At 43.4% G+C, this 20,919-nt stretch carries 15 protein-coding genes and 1 pseudogene; 4 read left to right on the forward strand and 12 right to left on the reverse strand.

Annotated features, from left to right (window positions below; all coding sequences use genetic code 11):
• Window positions 1-188: 188 nt before the first annotated feature.
• The 7 genes from trpA to trpB all read right to left on the reverse strand — a co-directional run bounded on the left by trpA (window position 189) and on the right by trpB (window position 6,766).
• Entirely contained in the window at window positions 189-959 is a 771-nt protein-coding gene (trpA, locus tag BT_RS02595; protein WP_008765046.1) for a tryptophan synthase subunit alpha, read from the reverse strand.
• Window positions 960-977: 18 nt separating this feature from the next.
• Window positions 978-1,601, reverse strand: a complete 624-nt coding sequence (locus BT_RS02600) for a phosphoribosylanthranilate isomerase (protein ID WP_008765047.1) — start codon at window positions 1,599-1,601, stop codon at window positions 978-980.
• A gap of 30 nt (window positions 1,602-1,631) precedes the next feature.
• On the reverse strand, window positions 1,632-2,414 hold the full coding sequence (gene trpC / locus BT_RS02605; RefSeq protein ID WP_008765048.1) for an indole-3-glycerol phosphate synthase TrpC: 783 nt from the start codon (window positions 2,412-2,414) through the stop codon (window positions 1,632-1,634).
• Between the two features lie 78 nt (window positions 2,415-2,492).
• The gene (gene trpD, locus BT_RS02610) at window positions 2,493-3,491 is read right to left on the reverse strand and encodes an anthranilate phosphoribosyltransferase (protein ID WP_008763093.1); all 999 of its coding nucleotides are present in this window, start codon (window positions 3,489-3,491) and stop codon (window positions 2,493-2,495) included.
• Between the two features lie 4 nt (window positions 3,492-3,495).
• Window positions 3,496-4,062, reverse strand: coding sequence for an anthranilate synthase component II (locus BT_RS02615; RefSeq protein WP_008763094.1), 567 nt, complete (start codon window positions 4,060-4,062; stop codon window positions 3,496-3,498).
• Between the two features lie 68 nt (window positions 4,063-4,130).
• Window positions 4,131-5,537, reverse strand: a complete 1,407-nt coding sequence (locus BT_RS02620) for an anthranilate synthase component I family protein (protein ID WP_011107307.1) — start codon at window positions 5,535-5,537, stop codon at window positions 4,131-4,133.
• 44 nt (window positions 5,538-5,581) lie between these two features.
• A complete protein-coding gene (gene trpB, locus BT_RS02625) occupies window positions 5,582-6,766 on the reverse strand; it encodes a tryptophan synthase subunit beta (protein WP_011107308.1) in 1,185 nt (394 codons plus the stop codon).
• 358 nt (window positions 6,767-7,124) lie between these two features.
• On the opposite strand from trpB, the gene BT_RS24315 reads away from it, so the two are divergent.
• Both BT_RS24315 and BT_RS02630 read left to right on the forward strand, forming a co-directional pair.
• Window positions 7,125-7,265, forward strand: a complete 141-nt coding sequence (locus BT_RS24315; RefSeq protein WP_008765050.1) for a hypothetical protein — start codon at window positions 7,125-7,127, stop codon at window positions 7,263-7,265.
• 77 nt (window positions 7,266-7,342) lie between these two features.
• Complete coding sequence (locus BT_RS02630) at window positions 7,343-8,488, forward strand: iron-containing alcohol dehydrogenase (RefSeq protein ID WP_008763097.1); 1,146 nt, start codon at window positions 7,343-7,345, stop codon at window positions 8,486-8,488.
• A 172-nt stretch (window positions 8,489-8,660) separates the two neighbouring features.
• Here the strand turns inward: BT_RS02630 and BT_RS02635 are convergent.
• Window positions 8,661-10,282: pseudogene (locus tag BT_RS02635) on the reverse strand (ATP-binding protein).
• A gap of 345 nt (window positions 10,283-10,627) precedes the next feature.
• On the opposite strand from BT_RS02635, the gene BT_RS02640 reads away from it, so the two are divergent.
• Window positions 10,628-12,487 carry an SLC13 family permease gene (locus BT_RS02640; protein ID WP_011107313.1) on the forward strand — a complete coding sequence of 620 codons (1,860 nt, stop codon included), beginning with the start codon at window positions 10,628-10,630 and terminating at the stop codon, window positions 12,485-12,487.
• Window positions 12,488-13,253: 766 nt separating this feature from the next.
• Here BT_RS02640 and BT_RS02645 read toward each other — a convergent pair.
• Together BT_RS02645 and BT_RS02650 are read right to left on the reverse strand one after the other, a co-directional pair.
• Window positions 13,254-14,180: an exopolyphosphatase gene (locus BT_RS02645; RefSeq protein WP_061473548.1), complete on the reverse strand. Its 927-nt coding sequence runs from the start codon at window positions 14,178-14,180 to the stop codon at window positions 13,254-13,256.
• Window positions 14,177-16,294 carry an RNA degradosome polyphosphate kinase gene (locus tag BT_RS02650; RefSeq protein WP_011107315.1) on the reverse strand — a complete coding sequence of 706 codons (2,118 nt, stop codon included), beginning with the start codon at window positions 16,292-16,294 and terminating at the stop codon, window positions 14,177-14,179. The genes BT_RS02645 and BT_RS02650 overlap by 4 nt, the downstream gene beginning before the upstream one ends.
• Window positions 16,295-16,466: 172 nt before the next feature.
• On the opposite strand from BT_RS02650, the gene BT_RS02655 reads away from it, so the two are divergent.
• On the forward strand, window positions 16,467-17,045 hold the full coding sequence (locus BT_RS02655) for an HdeD family acid-resistance protein (RefSeq protein ID WP_008763102.1): 579 nt from the start codon (window positions 16,467-16,469) through the stop codon (window positions 17,043-17,045).
• A gap of 121 nt (window positions 17,046-17,166) precedes the next feature.
• Here BT_RS02655 and BT_RS02660 read toward each other — a convergent pair whose 3' ends face one another.
• On the reverse strand, window positions 17,167-19,356 hold the full coding sequence (locus BT_RS02660) for a glutamine synthetase III (RefSeq protein WP_008765057.1): 2,190 nt from the start codon (window positions 19,354-19,356) through the stop codon (window positions 17,167-17,169).
• 55 nt (window positions 19,357-19,411) lie between these two features.
• Window positions 19,412-20,869, reverse strand: a complete 1,458-nt coding sequence (locus tag BT_RS02665; RefSeq protein ID WP_008765058.1) for an ammonium transporter — start codon at window positions 20,867-20,869, stop codon at window positions 19,412-19,414.
• Window positions 20,870-20,919: the final 50 nt, after the last annotated feature.

A 20,919-nucleotide genomic window follows, 5' to 3' on the forward strand; every position in this document is an offset into this window, starting at 1 on the left:
TCGTAGTTTGCAGTGAAATGTTATAAATCTGAATATTTATGCGTAATTATACGATGGATTAAAAGAAAAAATCAAGTGAGTTGTAAAAATAGTCAAGTAGCTAAAATTGTTTGGAAAGAATGGTTATGCAAAGCAAAACGATACTGCCCGGCTATTTTAGCTACCATTTGTCTGACTATTTCTTATGTCTATTTAAGCGCATCTTTCAGTTTTAGAATGGCTTTTTCCGGATCTTTTTCTTCTTCAAGCAGAGTGACAAAGCGGCTACCGATGATAGCTCCGGAAGCATGTTCGCAAGCTGCTTGAAAAGTAGCTTTGTTGGAGATACCGAAACCAACCATTAGCGGGTTGCGCAGATTCATATCTTCGATCTTTTTGAAATAGGCACGTTTCTGTTCATTAAAGTCTTGTTGTGCGCCTGTAGTTGCTGCGGATGAAACCATATAGATGAATCCGTCTGTATGTGCATCGATCTCACGTACCCGCTCTTCGCTGGTCTCCGGGGTGATGAGCATGATTACTTTGATTCCATAACGTTCGGCAATGATACGGTAGTGATCCTGATAATCTCTGAAAGGCAAGTCGGGGATGATAACGCCGTCTATTCCGCATTCCACGCATTTGCGGCAGAAGTTTTCAAATCCGAACTGCATAATAGGGTTTAAGTATCCCATAAATACCAATGGAATACTTACTTCCTGGCGAATGTTTCGTAATTGTTCGAAAAGGATTTTCAATGACATTCCGTTGCGTAATGCCTGAGTGGCGGCATTCTGGATAACGATGCCGTCTGCCATAGGGTCACTGAATGGAATACCGACTTCAATCATGCTGACGCCATGTTTTTCGAGAGTACGGATGACATTGACTGTTCCATCAAGGGTAGGATTACCTGCACAAAAATAAATAGAAAGGATGTCTTTCTTGTTGCTATTAAAGAGTTGATTAATTCTGTTCATGATTTTGAGAATTTAATTTTATGACTTTAGTTCATTTAGAAATATCCGGATTCGTTCCGGATCTTTTTCCCCGGGCTTCAGTTCGAAACGACTGTTCAGGTCGTAGCCTGCCAGACGGGGATGGTCGAATGCTTTCAATGCATTGGCACTGTGTGAGTTGATGCCGCCACTCAATAAGAATGGAACTTGTCCGTTGTAGGTATGCAGAATGTTCCAGTCGAATTGGTTTCCTGAGCCACCATACTGCTCACATTTCGTATCAAACAGGAAAAGATTGCAAGTTTTTTCATACTCGCTTACGTGATTCAAATCTTTCGGACGAGCTACAGAAAAAGCTTTGATGATTTTCAGGCCGGAGGTGCGCAATGACTGACAGTATTCCGGTGATTCTTTGCCGTGGAGCTGGATATATTCCAGTCCAAAACGGTCGGCGTACATCGTGATTACATCTTTGTCTTCATTTACAAAAACTCCGACACGGCGGGCATGAACAGGTAGGTAAGCGGGAAGTTCGTAGATATAACGGGGAGATTTGGGATAGAAGATAAATCCCATCATATCCACTCTTTGTAGTGACTCCACATCCCGTATATTTTGGGCTTCACGCATACCGCATACTTTGATGATTTTTCCGTTGATCATAGGGCTGTCCGTTTTTGGAAGTTCATATATTTATTGGATGGCTTTCAGAAAGTTCTGCAGAGTTTCTCCCGGTTGCGGAGTTTTCATAAATGTCTCTCCGATGAGGAATCCCCGGAATCCGGCGGTCCGAAGACGTTTTACCACTTCCGGATCGGAAATGCCACTCTCTGATACTAATACCGCATCTTGTGGAAGTTGTCCTGCCAGTCGGAAAGAGTTTTCTACATCTGTGAAGAAAGTACCCAGATTGCGATTATTAATCCCAATCATATCAATTTTGCTATTAATATAAGGTAACTCTTCCGCACTATGGATTTCAAGTAATACTTCCAGTCCCAGTTCATGCGCCTGCTCTGCCAGTTCCTGACATTTTTCCTGTTTCAGTGCGGCGGCGATAAGAAGTACGGCATCCGCACCGACAATTTTTGCCTGATATAACTGATACTCATCAATGATAAAGTCTTTTCTTATAATGGGCACATCGACCAAAGGACGTGCTGTACGAATATCTTTCAGACTTCCTCCAAAAAACTTCTCATCAGTGAGAATAGAGAGGGCGGAAGCACCTGCCGCAAGGTATGACGGAACAATTTCTTCGGGACGTGCCTCCTGTTTGATCCACCCTTTGGATGGCGAGCGACGCTTAAATTCGGCTATAATACCGGAATCGGAAGAAGCCAATGCCCGTTTCATAGAACGGGAAGCCGGAACTTCATTGATACCTTCCTGCAACTGTTCGATGGAAATAGCCTGCTTTTGCAAATCGACTTCAAACCGTTTGTTAGCTATAATTTCGGATAATATATCTTTCATTAATCTTAAATTTAGAATCAAGGCAAAGGATATCGCATATTCATCCTTTACCACTTATCATTTATAACTTATTACCTATTACTTATTATTCAATTCAATGAATTTCTTCAGTGTAGCCAATGCCCGGCCACTTTCTAGTGATTCTTTAGCGAGGGCGATGCACTCTTCAATCGTTTTTTCCGGACGAACTACTTGAATAGCGAAAGCTGCATTGATAACAACCACGTTTTTCTGTGCTTCCGTAGCTGTATTGTTCATGATGTTATCAAAGATTTTAGCAGCATCTTCCGGTGTCTGTCCACCATCCAGATCAGTATCCTGATAACGTGCAAATCCGAGACCTTCCGGAGTATAAATCTTCTCATTGCCACAGGTAGCTACCTTAAACTCGTTCGTCAGAGAAATCTCATCATATCCGTCCAGGCTATGTACAACGGCAAATTTAGTCTTACTCTCCTGATAAGTATAGGTATAAAGGCGCAAAAGTGGAAGATTATACACGCCTAAAAGCTGATAAGTCGGCAACACCGGATTGACCAACGGACCGAGCATATTAAAGAATGTACGTACCGCCAATCCTTTACGGATCGGGGCAACTGCCTTCAGTGCCGGATTGAACAAAGGAGCGTGCAGATAAGCAATATTACATTGTTCCATGCTGCGCCGCATCTGATCAACATCACTTGTGAATTTAACCCCATGTTGCTCCATCACATTGCTGGCACCGCTGACTGAAGTAGCTCCATAATTGCCATGTTTTACTACCGGAATACCTGCTCCGGCTACTGTAAAGCAGGCCGCCGTAGAAATGTTGAACGTATTTTTTCCATCTCCTCCCGTACCGACAATATCGATCGGAGCAAACTCGCTCAAATCAACCGGAACCCGCATTTCCAATAATGCATCACGGAATCCGCATAATTCTTCGACAGAAATATTACGCATCAGAAAGACAGTAATCAGTGATGCTACCTGTACGTCATTATATTTCCCTTGTGCGATGTTTTGCAGGATAGTACGTGCTTCATCGCGTCCCAAATATTGGTGTTCGAAAAGTTTATATAGAATCTGTTTCATAAGTTTATTCGTTTAAGAAGTTTTTGATGATTTCTTTTCCTTGCGGAGTCAGTACGGATTCGGGATGGAACTGGATGCCATGTACATCATAGGTTTTGTGACGTAATGCCATGATTTGTCCTTCCTGACTTTCAGCAGTTATCTCCAGGCACTCGGGAAAACCTTCCCGGCTGACTACCCAGGAATGATAACGTCCGACAGGTATCTCTTTGCCCAGCCCTTCAAAAAGTACGTCTTTCTGCAGGATGCTGATCGGTGTCTGTACACCGTGATATACTTCTTTCAGGTTTTCCAGTCGTGCACCAAAAGCCTCGCCGATGGCCTGATGTCCCAGACAAACGCCTAAAATACTCTTTGTCGGTGCATATCGTTTGATAATGGGCAATAGCAAGCCTGCTTCTTCGGGTATTCCCGGCCCCGGTGAAAGTATGATCTTATCAAATCGTTCCACTTCATCAAGGTTTATCTGGTCGTTGCGGACTACTTCGACGTCTGTAGCTCCCAGTTCTTTCACTGCATGCAGCAAATTGTAGGTGAAAGAATCATAGTTATCTAAAAGTAATATTTTCATTTTATTGTTATTGTAAAATTGTTGTTCAAATACTGTTTCTGACTTATCAGGCAGATCGCTCTGAACAGTTAGTTTTTTAAATTAACAGCTAAATCGATAGCCTTTTTAAGAGCTCCTAATTTATTGTTTACCTCTTGCAACTCGTATTCATCCTGACTGCGTGCAACGATACCGCCTCCGGCCTGGAACCATAACTCGTTATTACGGCTGACAAAAGTACGGATGGTGATTGCCTGGTTCAGTTCTCCGTTAAGTCCGATAAAGCCGATACAGCCGCCATAAGCACCGCGGTTATGAGGTTCGATTTCACTGATCAGCTGCATGGCGCGTACTTTCGGTGCTCCGCTCAACGTTCCCGCAGGGAAAGTATCGATGAAAGTTTTAATCTTATCCGCCCCTTCATTCAGCTGACCGCTCACGCGGCTGACCAGATGAATCACATGACTGTAATACTGTGGTTCCTTATAAAACAATACCCGTACATCATGGCAATTACGTGAAAGATCATTTCTTGCCAGATCAACCAGCATCACATGCTCCGCGTTCTCTTTCGGATCGGCAAGCAGTGCTTCCGCCAATTCGCGGTCTTTTACCGTATCTCCGGTACGGCGGGTTGTTCCGGCAATCGGGTCGATGTAGGCACGTCCGTCTTCAATTTTACAGTGAGTCTCCGGAGAAGAACCGAAAATGCGGTATCCTCCGAAATCGAAATAGAAAAGATAAGGAGAAGGGTTGATGCTGCGAAGAGCACGATAGACTTTGAAATCATCTCCGGCATAAGGCTGGATGAATCTTCTGGAAAGGACAATCTGAAAAACATCACCACGCATACAATGGGCAATACCCTTGCGAACGTTCGCTTTATGCTCCTCATCGGAGATCGGGCTGCTGACAGGACCTGTCACCGAGAAATTATAAGAAGCATAATTTCTGTTTTCGATAGCGGCCTCCAGTTCCGGCAAACCGCTTTCTTCACCTTCGCCCAGCATTTCTACCAATGTCAATTCATTCTTGAAATGATTGAAAACGATGATATACTTATATAATATGTATAGCAAGTCCGGAGCATCATTCTGCTCATCATGACTTTCTTTCACCGGGATATGTTCGAAGTATTTCACTGCGTTGAATGTGGTGTATCCGTAAAGTCCGCACACATTCTTGTTTTCTCCGGTCACTTGAAACTGACTGATGAATTGATTCATCGCTTTTTCTACCGTGAATGATTGGGTGAGCGGCTCTTCCTTCCGACTTTTGTCAGGATAACTAGCAGTGACTATTCCGCTATTGACACCGATACTTGCCAGCGGACAAAGAGCGATGAACGAGAGGGAATTTTCTCCTGCATGATAATCGGAACTCTCCATCAATGCAGATTGTGGGTACATATCACGTACTTTCAGATAGATACTGACAGGAGTGTGCATATCTCCGAGTACCTGTTTGCTATGGGCTGTATAACTGAATGTTTTCATTTTTATAATTTCTAAATTCAAACTACAAAACTAGATGTTGATAATCACTTTTCATTGAAAGACAAATAAGTTTCAATGTCTTTGTCGCCACGTCCCGATACGGTCAGTACAACCACATCTTCCGGTTTGAACTTCAATTTTTTCAGCGCACCCAGTGCGTGGGCAGATTCCAGTGCGGGAATGATTCCTTCAAGTTTGGTCAGTTCATAAGCGGCTTCTATTGCTTCGTCATCATTGACAGCCAATACGGTAGCCCGTCTTTGAGCGGCAAGATTGGCGTGTATCGGTCCGATTCCCGGATAGTCCAGTCCGGCGGAGATAGAGTAGGGTTCTTCAATCTGTCCGTCTTCGTTCTGGATAACGTAAGTACGGGCTCCATGGATAATGCCCATTTTCCCAAGCTGTATAGTGGCGGCGGTCATTCCGGTTTCTATTCCTTTTCCTCCTGCTTCTGCCAGAATGATGCCTACCCGTCCGTCATTGATATAATGATAAATCGTTCCGGCGGCATTGCTTCCTCCACCTACACAGGCTATCAGATAATCAGGGTGATCACGTCCTTCTTTCTCCATAAGTTGTTTTTTGATTTCTTCGCTGATTACGGATTGCAGGCGTGCCACCATGTCGGGATAAGGATGGGGACCTACTGTTGAGCCGATGATATAATAAGTGTCGGCAGGATGACAGCACCAGTCGCGGATTGCTTCGTTGGTCGCATCTTTCAGTGTCATGTTACCGGAAGTGACTGGGATTACGGTAGCTCCCAGCATCTTCATTTTTTCGACATTGATGTGCTGGCGCTCAACGTCCGTTTTACCCATATAGACAATACATTCCATATCCATCAAAGCACATACGGTAGCCGTTGCAACGCCGTGTTGTCCGGCTCCGGTTTCAGCGATAATACGTTTCTTTCCCATGCGGCGTGCCAGCAAAATCTGTCCGATAGTATTATTGATTTTGTGGGCACCTGTATGGTTCAGGTCTTCCCGTTTCAGATACATTTTGCAACCATACTTTTCTGAAAGTCTGCGGGCGAGATAGAGTGGGGAAGGGCGGCCTACGTAGTCACGCAGCAACTGGTCAAACTCCTTTTTGAAATCTTCGCTTTCGAGCACTCCGAGGTACGTATTCTTCAGTTCCTCTACACATTTGTGGAGAATTTCCGGAACATAAGCGCCGCCGAACTCTCCGTAGTAACCATCCTGATCAACTAAAAAACTTTTCATAATCCTATTTTTATTTATTATTATTTATTCGATTTTCAAAAACGGGCAAATAAAAAGAGCCCTGTCGCAGGTTGCGACAGGGCTCTTTCAAATTTGTTATATCTTTAATGAGGTATATACATACGAGCACTGCTCCCTTACGACTGTCGGAGTTGTAACGGGCGCCACCACCAATATGTATTTACTAACATTGTTCTCATTGTCTTTTGTTATTTATCGGGGACAAATATAGACACTTTGTTTGAAACAACAAACAAAATCTTACTTTTTTTCTTTTTCCTCTTCATTTTTCTGATATAGAACAATTTTCTGCCTGATCTGTTCTTATAAATATTGAATATTTAAACGAAAAACAATTATGAAACAGAGAAAAGTCTTAGTAGGTATTGCTATTGCCATTTTTATTATATTATTGCTTTATTGGTTATTGGTAGCTGAAGATATGAAACCTTGGCTGTCCGCTATGGTTCCTTCAGCCTTGCAACAATTCATTGCCTGATCCCGACAGGTTTCAGATAATTGGCGTATATTTGCAAGGTTAGTAACTAATAACCAAAATAACAACAATAGACAGATATGGAAAATTTTATCTTTCAGAATCCCGTAAAGCTGATTATGGGGCATGGAATGATTGCCCGGTTGAGCAAAGAAATACCATCCGACAAACGTATCATGATAACTTTTGGCGGAGGCAGCGTGAAAAAGAATGGTGTGTATGATCAGGTAAAAGAAGCGCTTAAAGACCATTTTACAATAGAGTTTTGGGGCATCGAGCCTAATCCGGCCATCGAAACGCTTCGCAAGGCGATTGCTTTGGGCAAGGAGCAGAAAGTCGATTATCTATTGGCTGTAGGCGGTGGTTCTGTGATTGATGGTACGAAATTGATTTCCGCAGGTTTGTTATATGACGGTGATGCATGGGATTTGGTACTTGCCGGACGTCCGGTTACCAAGACTGTGCCGCTTTCTACCGTATTGACACTTCCTGCCACAGGTTCGGAAATGAATAACGGAGCTGTCATCTCCCGTCACGAAACTAAGGAAAAATATCCTTTTTATTCCAATTTCCCATTGTTCTCTATTCTTGATCCGGAAGTAACCTTTACTCTACCTCCTCATCAGGTGGCGTGCGGATTGGCGGATACATTCGTTCATGTGATGGAACAATACATGACAGTTGCCGGACAAAGCCGTGTGATGGACCGTTGGGCGGAAGGTATCCTGCAAACTCTGGTAGAAATAGCTCCAAAGATTCGTGAGAACCAGCATGATTATCAGCTTATGGCAGATTTCATGCTTTCTGCAACAATGGCATTGAATGGCTTCATTGCAATGGGAGTGTCTCAGGACTGGGCGACTCACATGATCGGTCATGAAATCACTGCATTGCATGGACTGACACATGGGCATACGCTGGTGATTATTCTCCCGGCAACTTTACGTGTCCTTCGGGAAGCGAAAGGAGACAAGTTGGTGCAATACGGTGAAAGAGTATGGGGAATTACTTCCGGAACGAAAGAAGAACGCATTGATGAAGCAATTGATCGTACTGAAGAGTTTTTCCGTTCATTGGGCTTGACTACTCGTCTGCATGAAGAAAATATCGGTGAAGAAACCGTTTTGGAAATTGAACGCCGGTTTAATGAACGTGGTGCCAAGTATGGAGAAAATGAGAATGTGACAGGAGCCGTTGCCCGTAAAATATTGGAGGCTGCCCTCTGATCGCTTCTTTTGACACTGTTTTGAACTAAATAATAGTCGGTTCTATCTTTCATTCTCCTCCTTCCCGAAGGAGGAGAATGGAGTTACTATTGTGTACTACTGTTTAGTTCATTCCTAAACAGAAAGGAGTAAAACTGTACAAGTATGAATTAGTGTGTACAGCCATTTACAGTTAATTATTTGATTTTTGGGTTATCGGAAGTCTGAGCCAAAAGCACGAACCTTCTCCTTCTTTAGAATCTGCTCCGATAGTGCCGCCTAAGCGCTCTACGATCACCCGGCAGATAGCCAGACCGAGTCCCGTACCTTTTGCGAATGTATTCAGCTTGACGAAACGTTCGAATACCTCGTTTATTTTATCCTCCGGAATCCCAATGCCCGTGTCTTTTACATAGAAGTAGATTTCATCTTTTGCTTCGTCAATCCGATATCCCATTTGGATGGAACCTTTCGGAGTGAACTTCATCGCATTGTTTGTGAAGTTGATGATTACTTGCGAAAGACGTACGCGGTCTGTGTTGAGAATACATTCTTCCGCTTTCTCCGTGAAGGTGATCGCCACGTCGGGAGAAGTGTTTTTCTCTTGCATTTGCCTGCAAATACCTTCCATCAGATCATTGATATCGGTAGGGGCGAGGCTAAATTCCATCGTTCCGGCTTCGATTTTGGAAAGATCGAGAATATCATCTATCAATTGCAGTAACAACTCATTGTTACTGGACACTATCTTCATGTATTCCTGTTTCTCTTCCTCTTCACCCGTTGGCAAATCATGTCAGAGAATCCAATAATCGCATTCAACGGAGTACGTATCTCGTGACTCATGTTGGCAAGGAAAGCTGATTTCAGACGGTTTGATTCTTCTGCTTTTTCTTTTGCTTCCTGTAGCATCTTGTCCATTTTCACCTTTTCGGTGATGTCTTCGAAGCGCAACAGACCGCCGATGATTTCTATTCCTTCATTATCATAAACCGGAGTAGCTGTCACTTCAAAGTCTACCTGATCTATCTGGATAGTATGGCGTATGATTTTTCCTTGTTCAATCGCTTTCTGAAAGGCGCATTGTTCGCATGGAGTATCCCGGAGTGCACTTGTTTTGTAGCAGATTTGTCCCGGTGTATAATGCCTTCCTTTCACGAGGCTGGCAATTTGCGTCGTTTCTTCCCATTGTACCAGATAGTTTTTGTCGATATAAATGAGCCCGAAGTTGACGCTCTTCAAAGCTAGCTTTTGTTTGTTCAGCGCTTTTTCCAGTTCTTCTTTGGCGGCAATCAGTTCTCGTTCGTAAGTCTTTAGCCGGGTGATGTCCCATCGGGTCACTAACAGCCATTTTTTCTTTTCCTTCCATTTGATAATCGATTTTACGGCAATTGTATCATGTACTGCTCCGTCCACTGTGCTGTAGCTTTCTTCTGCCCGGTATATCTTGTCTGCCTGCACAAGTGATTCATCCACATCACGGTATTTTCTGCCCCGTTCTTCTCCATAGATTTCGTAGTCTGTGCATCCTATTGCTTCTTCCCGCTTAATGCCGGATTGCAGTTCGGATTCTTTGTTCCAGTAATAGTATCGGAAACTATTCTGGATATCTTTTACCATAATAGGGAAAGGGAGGTTATCGAGTATATCGAATAAAGAATGATAGTAATCCTGTTCTTTTCCTATATTCTTTTTAAGTTGTCGTAGTCTGTATAATAAAAAGCAGATGATCAGGAGTAAAAAGCCTATTAGTAAATAATAATAACTCCAATGCTGGTCTGTAATCCATATAACGGATAGTATATTGTTTGCCATAATTTATGTTTGTACTAAATCTGTGGTAAATATATGCATTTTTTGTAATTCACAAAGGAAATTTCTGAAATATATTGTTTATCAGCCTTATAAAACTCTTCTGAAAAGAATACCTTTACTGATTAGTAGAACTTTGGTGCCTTCTATTTCCGGTTCGGTTTTAAAATGTTTTTGATGGAACGTATTTTCGTAAAGAGTAAGAATGTATTAAAATATTAAATGATGTCCCATGAACCAAAAACAATTCTAATTTGTTTTTATAACGGCAAAGTATTTTTTAATTTTGCTCCTCCAAAATAAATCTTTGATACATTCAGGATAAAACAATCATTTTATTTTTAGCTTATGTTGATAACCATTATCATTCTCGTTCTTTCGGCTATCTTTTTTGTAAACGGTAAGATACGTTCGGATCTTGTGGCACTATGTGCGTTAGTAGCTTTGCTTATCTTTCAGATATTAACACCCGACGAAGCCCTTTCCGGTTTCTCCAATTCGGTAGTCATTATGATGATCGGATTGTTTGTCGTGGGCGGAGCTATTTTTCAGACAGGACTGGCAAAAATGATAAGTTCGCGTATCCTTAAACTTGCTGGAAACAGTGAAATTCGCCTGTTCTTCCTTGTTATGTTGGTCACTTCCGCTATCGGTGCGTTTGTCAGTAATACCGGAACGGTGGCACTGATGCTTCCCATTGTGGTCAGTCTGGCGATGAGCGCCAAAATGAATCCGAGTCGGTTGCTGATGCCGTTGGCCTTTGCCAGTAGTATGGGAGGTATGATGACGCTGATTGGTACACCGCCCAACCTTGTCATACAAAACACATTGACTTCCGCAGGCTTCGAACCGCTTTCTTTCTTTACTTTCCTGCCTGTAGGTTTGGTGAGTGTGGCTGTCGGTACGCTGGTTCTGATGCCGCTTAGTAAGTGGTTTCTTTCTAAAAAAGGGCAGAAAGATGATAACAGCCGTTCGGGTAAGTCGCTGAAACAGTTGGTGAATGAATATGGTCTTTCCAGTAATCTGTTCCGTATGCAGGTGATTAAAGACTCCCGCCTTTTGGGAAAGACCATCCTCGATCTGGATATTCGTCGTAAATATGGACTTAATATTATGGAAGTCCGTCGTGGAGATGCTTCGCAGCACCGTTTTCTGAAGACTATTACTCAGAAACTTGCCGAACCGGATACTATGCTGGAAGCGGAAGATATTCTGTATGTGACGGGAGAATTTGATAAAGTGCAGCAATTTGCCGAAGATTATCTGCTGGATATATTGGATGATCATGCTACGGAAGAGACGAAAAGCACTACTAATTCGCTTGATTTTTATGATATCGGTATTGCCGAAATTGTATTGATGCCTGCTTCCAATCTAGTCAATCAGACCATTAAAGAGTCCGGATTCCGTGATAAGTTTAATGTGAATGTATTAGGTATCCGTCGTAAAAAGGAATATCTGTTGCAGGATTTGGGAAATGAGCGGATTCATAGTGGTGATGTGCTTTTAGTGCAGGGAACTTGGAGTAATATTGCCCGGCTTAGTAAGGAAGATTCGGATTGGGTAGTGTTGGGACAGCCTTTGGCAGAAGCGGCTAAAGTAACTTTGGACTATAAAGCACCTGTTGCTGCTGCTATCATGGTATTGATGGTAGCAATGATGGTATTCGATTTTATTCCGGTTGCACCTGTTACGGCCGTTATGATAGCAGGTATCCTGATGGTTTTGACGGGATGTTTCCGTAATGTGGAAGCAGCTTACAAAACAATCAACTGGGAAAGTATTGTATTGATTGCGGCTATGCTTCCTATGTCTTTGGCATTAGAGAAAACAGGCGCTTCGGAGTACATCTCCAATACTTTGGTAAGTGGGCTTGGATCTTACGGACCGATAGCATTGATGGCTGGTATTTATTTTACGACATCATTGATGACTATGTTTATCAGTAATACCGCTACTGCTGTCTTGCTTGCACCGATTGCTTTGCAAAGTGCTATGCAGATCGGAGTTAGTCCGGTTCCTTTCCTGTTTGCCGTGACGGTGGGTGCAAGTATGTGTTTCGCTTCTCCGTTCTCTACACCGCCTAATGCGCTGGTGATGCCTGCCGGACAATATACTTTTATGGATTATATAAAAGTAGGATTACCGTTGCAGATTATCATGGGAATTGTGATGATATTGGTGCTGCCTCTGATTTTCCCATTCTGACAGATAGAAGGGAATTAGTATAACGTTTTAGCAACTGCCTTGTAGTCTGATATCAGATTACAGGGCAGTTGTTATTATATCAATAGATGATTGCTTTTATCATAATGTTCGGTGATAAGTCTTTCTTCTGTCATTTGTTTGTAGAAAGATCCGATTTGCTTTCCTGCCTGTTTTTTAATAATCTTCTGTTAGCTTGGAAAGGTGGTTGAATTATCGCAAATATACGGTTGATTTGCATGAAATGACCGTATGATTCGGTGAAAAACACCGTATTGTTTGTGAAAAAGATGCGGATGAAGTAACCAAAAGATGCAGATGGTGTCACTAAAAGGTAGGTATGATGTAAGTAAACCATTGCTATAGTGTCATTATACCGATAAAACTGTCTTTATTTAATACTTTTGACCTTCTCTGTTTTCTATTTCGCTCTTTGGAAAGTTTAGATGGCTAATGTTGAAAATAAACAGAACTGATGAAAATATAATCATGTAGATATATAAGTAGAGTATAATATATTAATAAGTGCTGAATTGGATGTAAATGCTGATTTTTTGATATATGCTAGTTGCCCAACAATCGCGAAAAAATATCAATAGTAGTATGACCGGCTAAAGAAGCCCTTCTTGATGCATTACGAATTACAAACTGTCAAAAACATACTTATCTTTCAGAATGTCATTTTATACATGAAGAAAGATGGAATTTATAGAAAAAGGCTCCTGATGCAAATGACTTATCATTCGGATATCAGGAGCCTTTTATCTATTTATTGAACCTTTGGTGCGACAGGTGTATTCATCTTCTGAGTGTACAGGCTGTCGATAATTCCGTCGGACAGTCCGATGGTAGGTACAATGATTCCGGTAGCTTTCACATTCATAGCTACTTCCAGAAATATCTCCGCAGCCGGAACGATGACATCAGCCCGATCAGGTTTTAGCTTATACTGTTTGATACGTTGCTCGGCAGGAAGAGCTTGCAATGCTTCGTAAATTTCACGTAGCGATTCGACGGGTAGGAGAGAAGCCTTTTTGTCTTTCTTGTCTGCCAGACGGAAAAGCTTATTGATGTTTCCTCCCGAACCGATGATGCTGGTAGGCGCGTATTCCGCGGCAAGCCCTATGAGGTCGGTGCGTAAAGCCTCTTTTTCTTCTTCTTTCACCATGCCGCTGAGCATGCGAACCGTTCCGATATTGTATGAACGGGAATTTTTCAGTTCTCCGTTACTGATCAGATTAATCTCGGTGCTGCCACCGCCGACATCTACATACAGGTAGTTTTGTCCGGAAGCAAAAAGTTGCTCGATATGGTTGTCATATACAATGTGTGCTTCTTCTTGTCCGTCGATGATATCTACGCGGATACCAGTTTTCCTGGCTATTTGTCGGGCGATGTCCTTTCCGTTGCGTGCGTCACGCATGGCGGACGTAGCACAGGCACGGTAATCTACTACGTCATATATCTTCATCAACTGTTTGTAGGCTTTCATCAGCCGGATCAGTTTCTTTTCTTTTTCAGCAGAAATAACTCCCATGGTAAAAGCATCTTCTCCCAGTCGTAAGGGAATGCGGATGAGTTGTACCTTGCTCATTAATTCGGGAGCGTTTTCTTCGTTTACGCATTTTATCAATAGCCGCACGGCATTCGAACCTATGTCGATAGCTGCATAATTAACTTTCTTCATACTTATCATAATGTATTCTTGTATTTTCTATATAATTCTTCTTGCGAACGGAAAACGACAGTGGCTGTCTCTGCTTCGGCAAGGGCAGGAGTGAAGTCTTTGCAGAGTGTGGAAGGTCGGTTTTCCCAAGGTCGGTTTTCTCCGGTCCCGTCTACGATACGTCCTTTGGCCGTATCCCGATATCCGTAGCAGACAATTCGTTTTAAGTCTGCCTGTATTTCTTTGTCGTACACCGGAGCCAGTACTTCGATCCGGTTATCAAGGTTGCGGGGCATCCAGTCGGCAGAACCGATATAATATTTTTCTTCTCCGCCATTGGCAAAGATAAAGATACGGGAGTGTTCAAGATATCGGTCGATAATACCGTTGATATGGATATTTTCACTGATACCTGCGATGCCTGTCACCAGCGAACAGTTGCCGCGTACTACCAGTTCCACTTGAACTCCGGCCGTCGAGGCTTCGTAGAGTTTTTCTATAAGCGCACGGTCGGTAATATGGTTTACTTTTGCCAGAATATAGGCTTCTTTCCCTTGTTCCTTGTTCTTTATTTCCTTGCTGATGAGAGCAATCAGACGTTTGCGCATATCGTTGGGTGAAACCAGTAATTCTTTGAAATTGACGGGAGTGTATGGTTTCTCAATAAAGTCGAAAACGGCATTCACTTCTCGTACCAGCGGACGATGGGCGGTCATGATGGTATAATCGGTATACATACGTGCGTTTCCTTCATGAAAGTTTCCTGTGCTGATGCAGGCAATGTCTCCGTGACGGGTACCGATATGTACCAGTTTGGAATGAATCTTCAGTCCCTCCACTCCGAAGATAACGTGGATGCCTGCGTCCTGCATTCTTTTGCTCCAGTTGATGTTGGATGCTTCGTCGAAACGTGCCAGTAGTTCGATGACCACCGTTACTTTCTTCCCGTTTTTGGCTGCGCAGATCAGTGCTTTGATCACTTTTGATTCTTTAGCGAGCCGGTAAAGTGTCATCTTGATACTTTTTACTTCTTTGCTGATGGCTGCTTCACGAAGTACGCGGATGAAAGTATCGAAGCTATGGAATGGATAATGCAGGGAGCGGTCCTTCTGACGAATCAATGTGAGCAGGCTTTCTTTGCCGTTTAGTTCGGGCTTGAAAACCGGTTCCCAGACGGGATACTTTAAGTCGTAGCGACCGCACACCGGAAATTTCATCAAGTCTTTGAAGTTATGATAGCGTCCTCCTGCCACACGGGTGTCGTTTTTATCCACATTCAGCCGGTCAACTAATCTTTTCAGTAAATCTTTGGGAATCTGTTCGTCATAAACGAATCGAATCGGTTCTCCTCTCTTCCGGCTTTTCACTCCTTTTGAAATCTTCTGAAGTACGCCTGTCCGCAGGTCGCTGTCTATCTCCATTTCCGCGTCTTTGGTGAATTTAAAGGTATATGCCTCGTAATCCGTATATTTCATGCCGACAAAAATCAACGGCAGACAATAGCGGATCACATCATCGAGAAACATCAGATATGTTTTCCCCTCCGAGTCCGGCAATTGGATAAAACGACCGTATTCTTCGGTGGGCAATTCGATCACTGCATAATCTTTCTCTTTTATTTTTCCTGTTTCGTCTTTACGAAGCAGGCGGATGGCGAGATAAATATCTTCGTCAGTCTGGTCGTCCAGCGGTCGGGCTCCGTTGAGGAAAAGAGGGGTGGTGGAGCCATTCAGTTTATTGCGATAGAAGGAGGTGATAAATGTCTTTTGGTCATCCGTCATTTCGGTGTCTTTGATGACGCAGATGTTTTCCTTCTTCAGTTCTTCCATGATGGAAGCGAAAGTTTCTTCAAATTGTTCGTAGAAGCGGTTGTGTAGTTTGCTTATCTGCTTCAGTGTGCGTGTAGCCGTTTCTTGTTCTTTCTGTATGTTTTTATCTGCATATTCGATGATCCGGTTCAGCGTAGCTACGCGGACGCGGAAAAACTCATCCAGATTATTGGAATAGATGCCAAGAAAAGTCAGGCGTTCCAGAAGAGGTACTTCCGGACGGGCAGCTTCGAGCAGGATACGCTGATTGAAGTACATCCAGCTGATGTCACGTTCTACATAAGGGCACTTCTTTTTTGTTTCGCTTGATTTCATGATGAAAAACCTGTTTATTAATTTTCTGCAAAATTATCTAAGTGAGGTGTAATGGCTATAACGATTTTGTTACGAACTTATTACAATCTACGTTTGTTATTTTTATATGTGAATAGAAACACTTATATTCGCAAAAGTATTGAAATGGACTTCGTTAAAAAATATAGAATATATGAAAACAATGAATTACTCTCTGATTCGCATTTTGTTTGCGCTTGTCATAGGTCTGGTGTTGGTACTTTGGCCGAATACAGCAGCTAGTTATATTGTCATTACGATAGGAGTGGCTTTTTTGATTCCCGGTGTCATCAGTCTTTTTAGCTTTTTCGGACGGAAAAGATCGGAACATGAACCGGCTCCCCGTTTTCCTATTGAGGGAATCGGCAGTTTGTTATTCGGACTTTGGCTGATTGTGATGCCTGAGTTTTTTGCAGACGTCCTGATGTTCCTTTTGGGCTTTATCCTGATCATGGGAGGTGTGCAGCAGATTGCCTCTTTGTCGATGGCCCGTCGTTGGACACCTGTTCCGGGGATTTTCTATCTGGTGCCTTCATTGATTCTTATCGCAGGTGTTATTGCGCTGTTCAATCCGACGGGAGTACGTAATACTGCTTTCATTATTATCGGTATCAGTAGCTTGGTTTATTCTCTGTCCGAACTGATCAACTGGTTTAAGTTTGCGCGCCGTCGTCCTAAGACTCCGGTTACGCCTCACGATGAGGATATTGAGGATGCTAAGATTATAGAATAAAAAAAGAAGAGGACTACCGTCACGGTACCCCTCCCCTGCAAACTTAAAACAACCAACAAAAGAAATAGATAATTTCTATCTTAATGCTGAATGAAGATATTCTCCATTCAGCATTTCTTTTTTATCTTACAAACAACAGTTCTCTGTATTTCGGCAGTGTCCACATCTGGTTGTCTACGATCAGTTCCAGCTTGTCAATATGGTAACGAATCTCTTCCAGTGCCGGAACGATTGTATCGTGGTAAGCGATCGCTTTTTCGCGTTCGCTTTCGATCTTGTTCGCCACTTTTCGTGCTTCAATCATTGCATCTACGTGTTCTTTGATGAAGGCGGTGCGGTCGGCGATTTCTTCGATCAGTTCCAGATTCTTGGCAGATAGTCTGGCTGCTTTATCTGCCGGAAATAAGGACTGCATTTTATAGACATTATTAATCAGATCCGTCTGATATTGAGTAGCGACCGGAATAATGTGGTTCATTGCCAGGTCGCCTAATACGCGGGCTTCAATCTGAATCTTTTTCGTGTAAGTTTCCCATTTTACTTCGTTGCGGGCTTCCAGTTCCTTTTTCGTCATCACACCGATTGCTTCGAACATAGCAATTGTCTCCGGTTTCAGATAGTTGTCGAAGATAACGGGAACACTTGTTTCACAGTCCAGACCTCGACGGGCGGCTTCTACTTTCCATTCGTCGCTGTAACCGTTGCCATCGAAGTGGATAGCCTTACATTCTTTGATATATCCGCGAATTACTTCAAGGATAGCGGAAACTTTCGGTTCTCCCTTTTCGATCAGAGCGTCTACATCCTTTTTGAATTTCATCAGCTGTTCTGCTACGGCAGCGTTTAATGCAATCATGGCACTTGCACAGTTGGCCTCAGAGCCTACGGCACGGAACTCAAACCGGTTTCCGGTGAAAGCGAAAGGAGAGGTGCGGTTGCGGTCTGTATTATCAATCAGCAATTCGGGGATTTGGGGAATATCCAGCTTCATTCCCTGTTTTCCGCTAAGGTTGATCAGATCGTCTTTGGTACTGTTCTCAATATGATCCAATACCTGTGACAACTGTTTGCCGAGGAAAGAAGAAATGATAGCGGGAGGTGCTTCATTGGCTCCCAGGCGATGAGCGTTGGTAGCGCTGGAAATAGAAGCTTTCAGTAATCCGTTGTGACGGTAAACTGCCATCAGCGTATTCACTACAAATGTGACAAAGCGCAGGTTATCTTCCGGCGTCTTGCCCGGTCCCATCAACAGGATACCTGTATCCGTTCCCAGTGACCAGTTATTGTGCTTGCCGGAACCGTTGACACCCTTGAACGGCTTTTCATGAAGCAATACACGGAAACCGTGACGGCGGCTGACTTTACGCATCAACGACATGATCAGTAGGTTATGGTCATTTGCCAGGTTACATTCTTCGAAGATAGGAGCTAATTCGAATTGATTCGGAGCTACCTCGTTATGACGGGTCTTTACAGGAATACCCAGTTTCAACGCTTCAATTTCAAGGTCTTTCATAAATGCGGCCACACGGGTAGGGATGGCACCGAAATAGTGGTCTTCCAACTGCTGGTTCTTGGCACTGTCATGTCCCATCAATGTGCGTCCTGTCATAAGTAAGTCCGGACGTGCGGCATACAAACCTTCATCTACCAGAAAGTATTCCTGTTCCCATCCCAGATAGGCAACGACCTTCTTTACCTCAGGATTGAAATAGTGGCAGACGGCGGTTGCGGCTTTATCTACGGCACGCAGAGCTTTCAGTAACGGTGCTTTATAATCAAGGGCTTCACCTGTATATGCGATAAATACAGTCGGGATGCAAAGCGTATCATCTACGATAAATGCGGGTGATGATGGGTCCCATGCGCTATATCCGCGTGCTTCGAAAGTATTACGGATACCGCCGTTCGGGAAAGAAGAAGCATCCGGCTCCTGCTGTACCAGCAGTTTGCCTGTGAACTCTTCCATCATGCCTCCCTTGCCGTCATGTTCGACGAAAGCGTCATGCTTTTCTGCCGTACCTTCGGTGAGCGGTGCAAACCAGTGAGTATAATGAGTGACACCCATTTCGACAGCCCATTTTTTCATTCCGGCAGCTACTTCATCAGCGATGCTGCGGTCTAGCGGGGCACCATTGTCAATAGCGTCAATCAGTGCGTTGTATACCTTGCTTGGAAGGTACTTGAACATTTTTTCCTTGTTGAACACATACTTACCGAAGTATTCCGAAGGGCGTTCGGCAGGTGTTGCTACTTCAACCGCTTTCTTCTTGAAAGCTGTCTCTACGACTCTGAATCTTAGTTTTGACATAATACCTAATTTGATTTGTTGTTAAATATGTTAGAGTAAAAATTCCTTTTTTAGCTTAGTTATAAGCAGATTCTCCGTGTTCGTAGATGTCGAGACCTTCTTCTTCGACACGTGCCGGAACGCGAAGTCCGTGAATCTTGTCGAGTACTTTGAAGATAATGAATCCCATACCTGCCGCCCAGACTCCGACAACAACCGCACCGAAAAGCTGGGCACCCAAAAAGCCGGCTCCATGTCCGTAGAACAACCCTTCACTGGTAGAAAACAATCCTGTGAGCACTGTTCCCAAGAAACCACAAACCCCGTGTACGGAAGAAGCACCGACAGGATCGTCAATCTTCAATACCTTGTCAATAAAGTCGACTGCAAATATCATGACTACACCACAAATGGCACCGATTAATACCGCTCCTGAGGGAGCTACAGCGTCACATCCGGCTGTGATACCTACCAAACCTGCCAAAACACCATTCAGTGTCAGTGATAAAGACGGTTTGCCATATTTCATCCAGCTCATCGCCAGTGCAAAGAAGCCACCGGCACAAGCCGCCAGATTTGTTGTCAGAAATACATGTGAGATGGCCATTGCATCCGCTTCGGTACTTGCTGCCAACTGTGATCCGGGGTTGAATCCGAACCATCCGAACCAAAGGATAAATACACCCAGTGCGGCAACTGTCAGGTTGTGTCCCGGAATAGCTCTTGACTTACCGTCTTTGCCATATTTACCGATACGGGGACCAAGAATAGCAGCGCCTACCAAAGCAATCCAACCACCAACGGAGTGGACAATCGTTGAACCTGCAAAGTCATGGAATGTCGTTCCGAAAAGATTCATCATGAACGAACCTTCTTCTCCGTTCATCAGCCAGCCGCCACCCCATGTCCAGTGACCGGAAATTGGGTAAATTAGTACACTGATAAAGATAGTATAGACCAGATACATGGAGAACTTGGTGCGTTCCGCCATCGCTCCCGATACAATCGTGGCTGCCGTTGCGCAGAATACTGTCTGAAAAACCAGAAATCCTTCTCTGGGTAAATCACTGTCGAGGAATGACAGATCAAAGAAGTGTGGCATTCCGATGAGACCTCCCGCACCAAACATCAGACCGAAACCGATGAACCAGTAGAGCAAGGAACCAAACATGAAATCCACAAAGTTCTTCATCAAAATGTTGGCGGTATTCTTGACTCTGGTAAAACCCGCCTCAACCAATGCAAACCCCGGCTGCATAAAAAATACGAGCATTGCCGCAAGCAGCATCCAGACTGTATTCAATCCTAATGCCAGTTCCCCGATTGTATCGGGAGTTGTTTCGGCAGAAGCAGTGGCGGTTTCAGCAATTTCAGGTGTAGTTTTGACTTCAGTAATTGTCTCCGTAGTTGTCATAAAAGTATCTGCATCAACTGCTTCCTGTGCAAAAGCACTGGTTGCGAAACAGCAGAAAATGAACATAGCAGTGGCTATCCACAGCTTTGTGAAGCTGTGTCTCTTATATGTTTTATCCATAATGATTATCTTATTTAATACCTGTTTTTATAATATTATCATCCGAAAGG

The sequence above is a fragment of the Bacteroides thetaiotaomicron VPI-5482 genome (genome assembly GCF_000011065.1).
In the GTDB taxonomy this organism is placed as follows: Bacteria; Bacteroidota; Bacteroidia; order Bacteroidales; family Bacteroidaceae; genus Bacteroides; species Bacteroides thetaiotaomicron.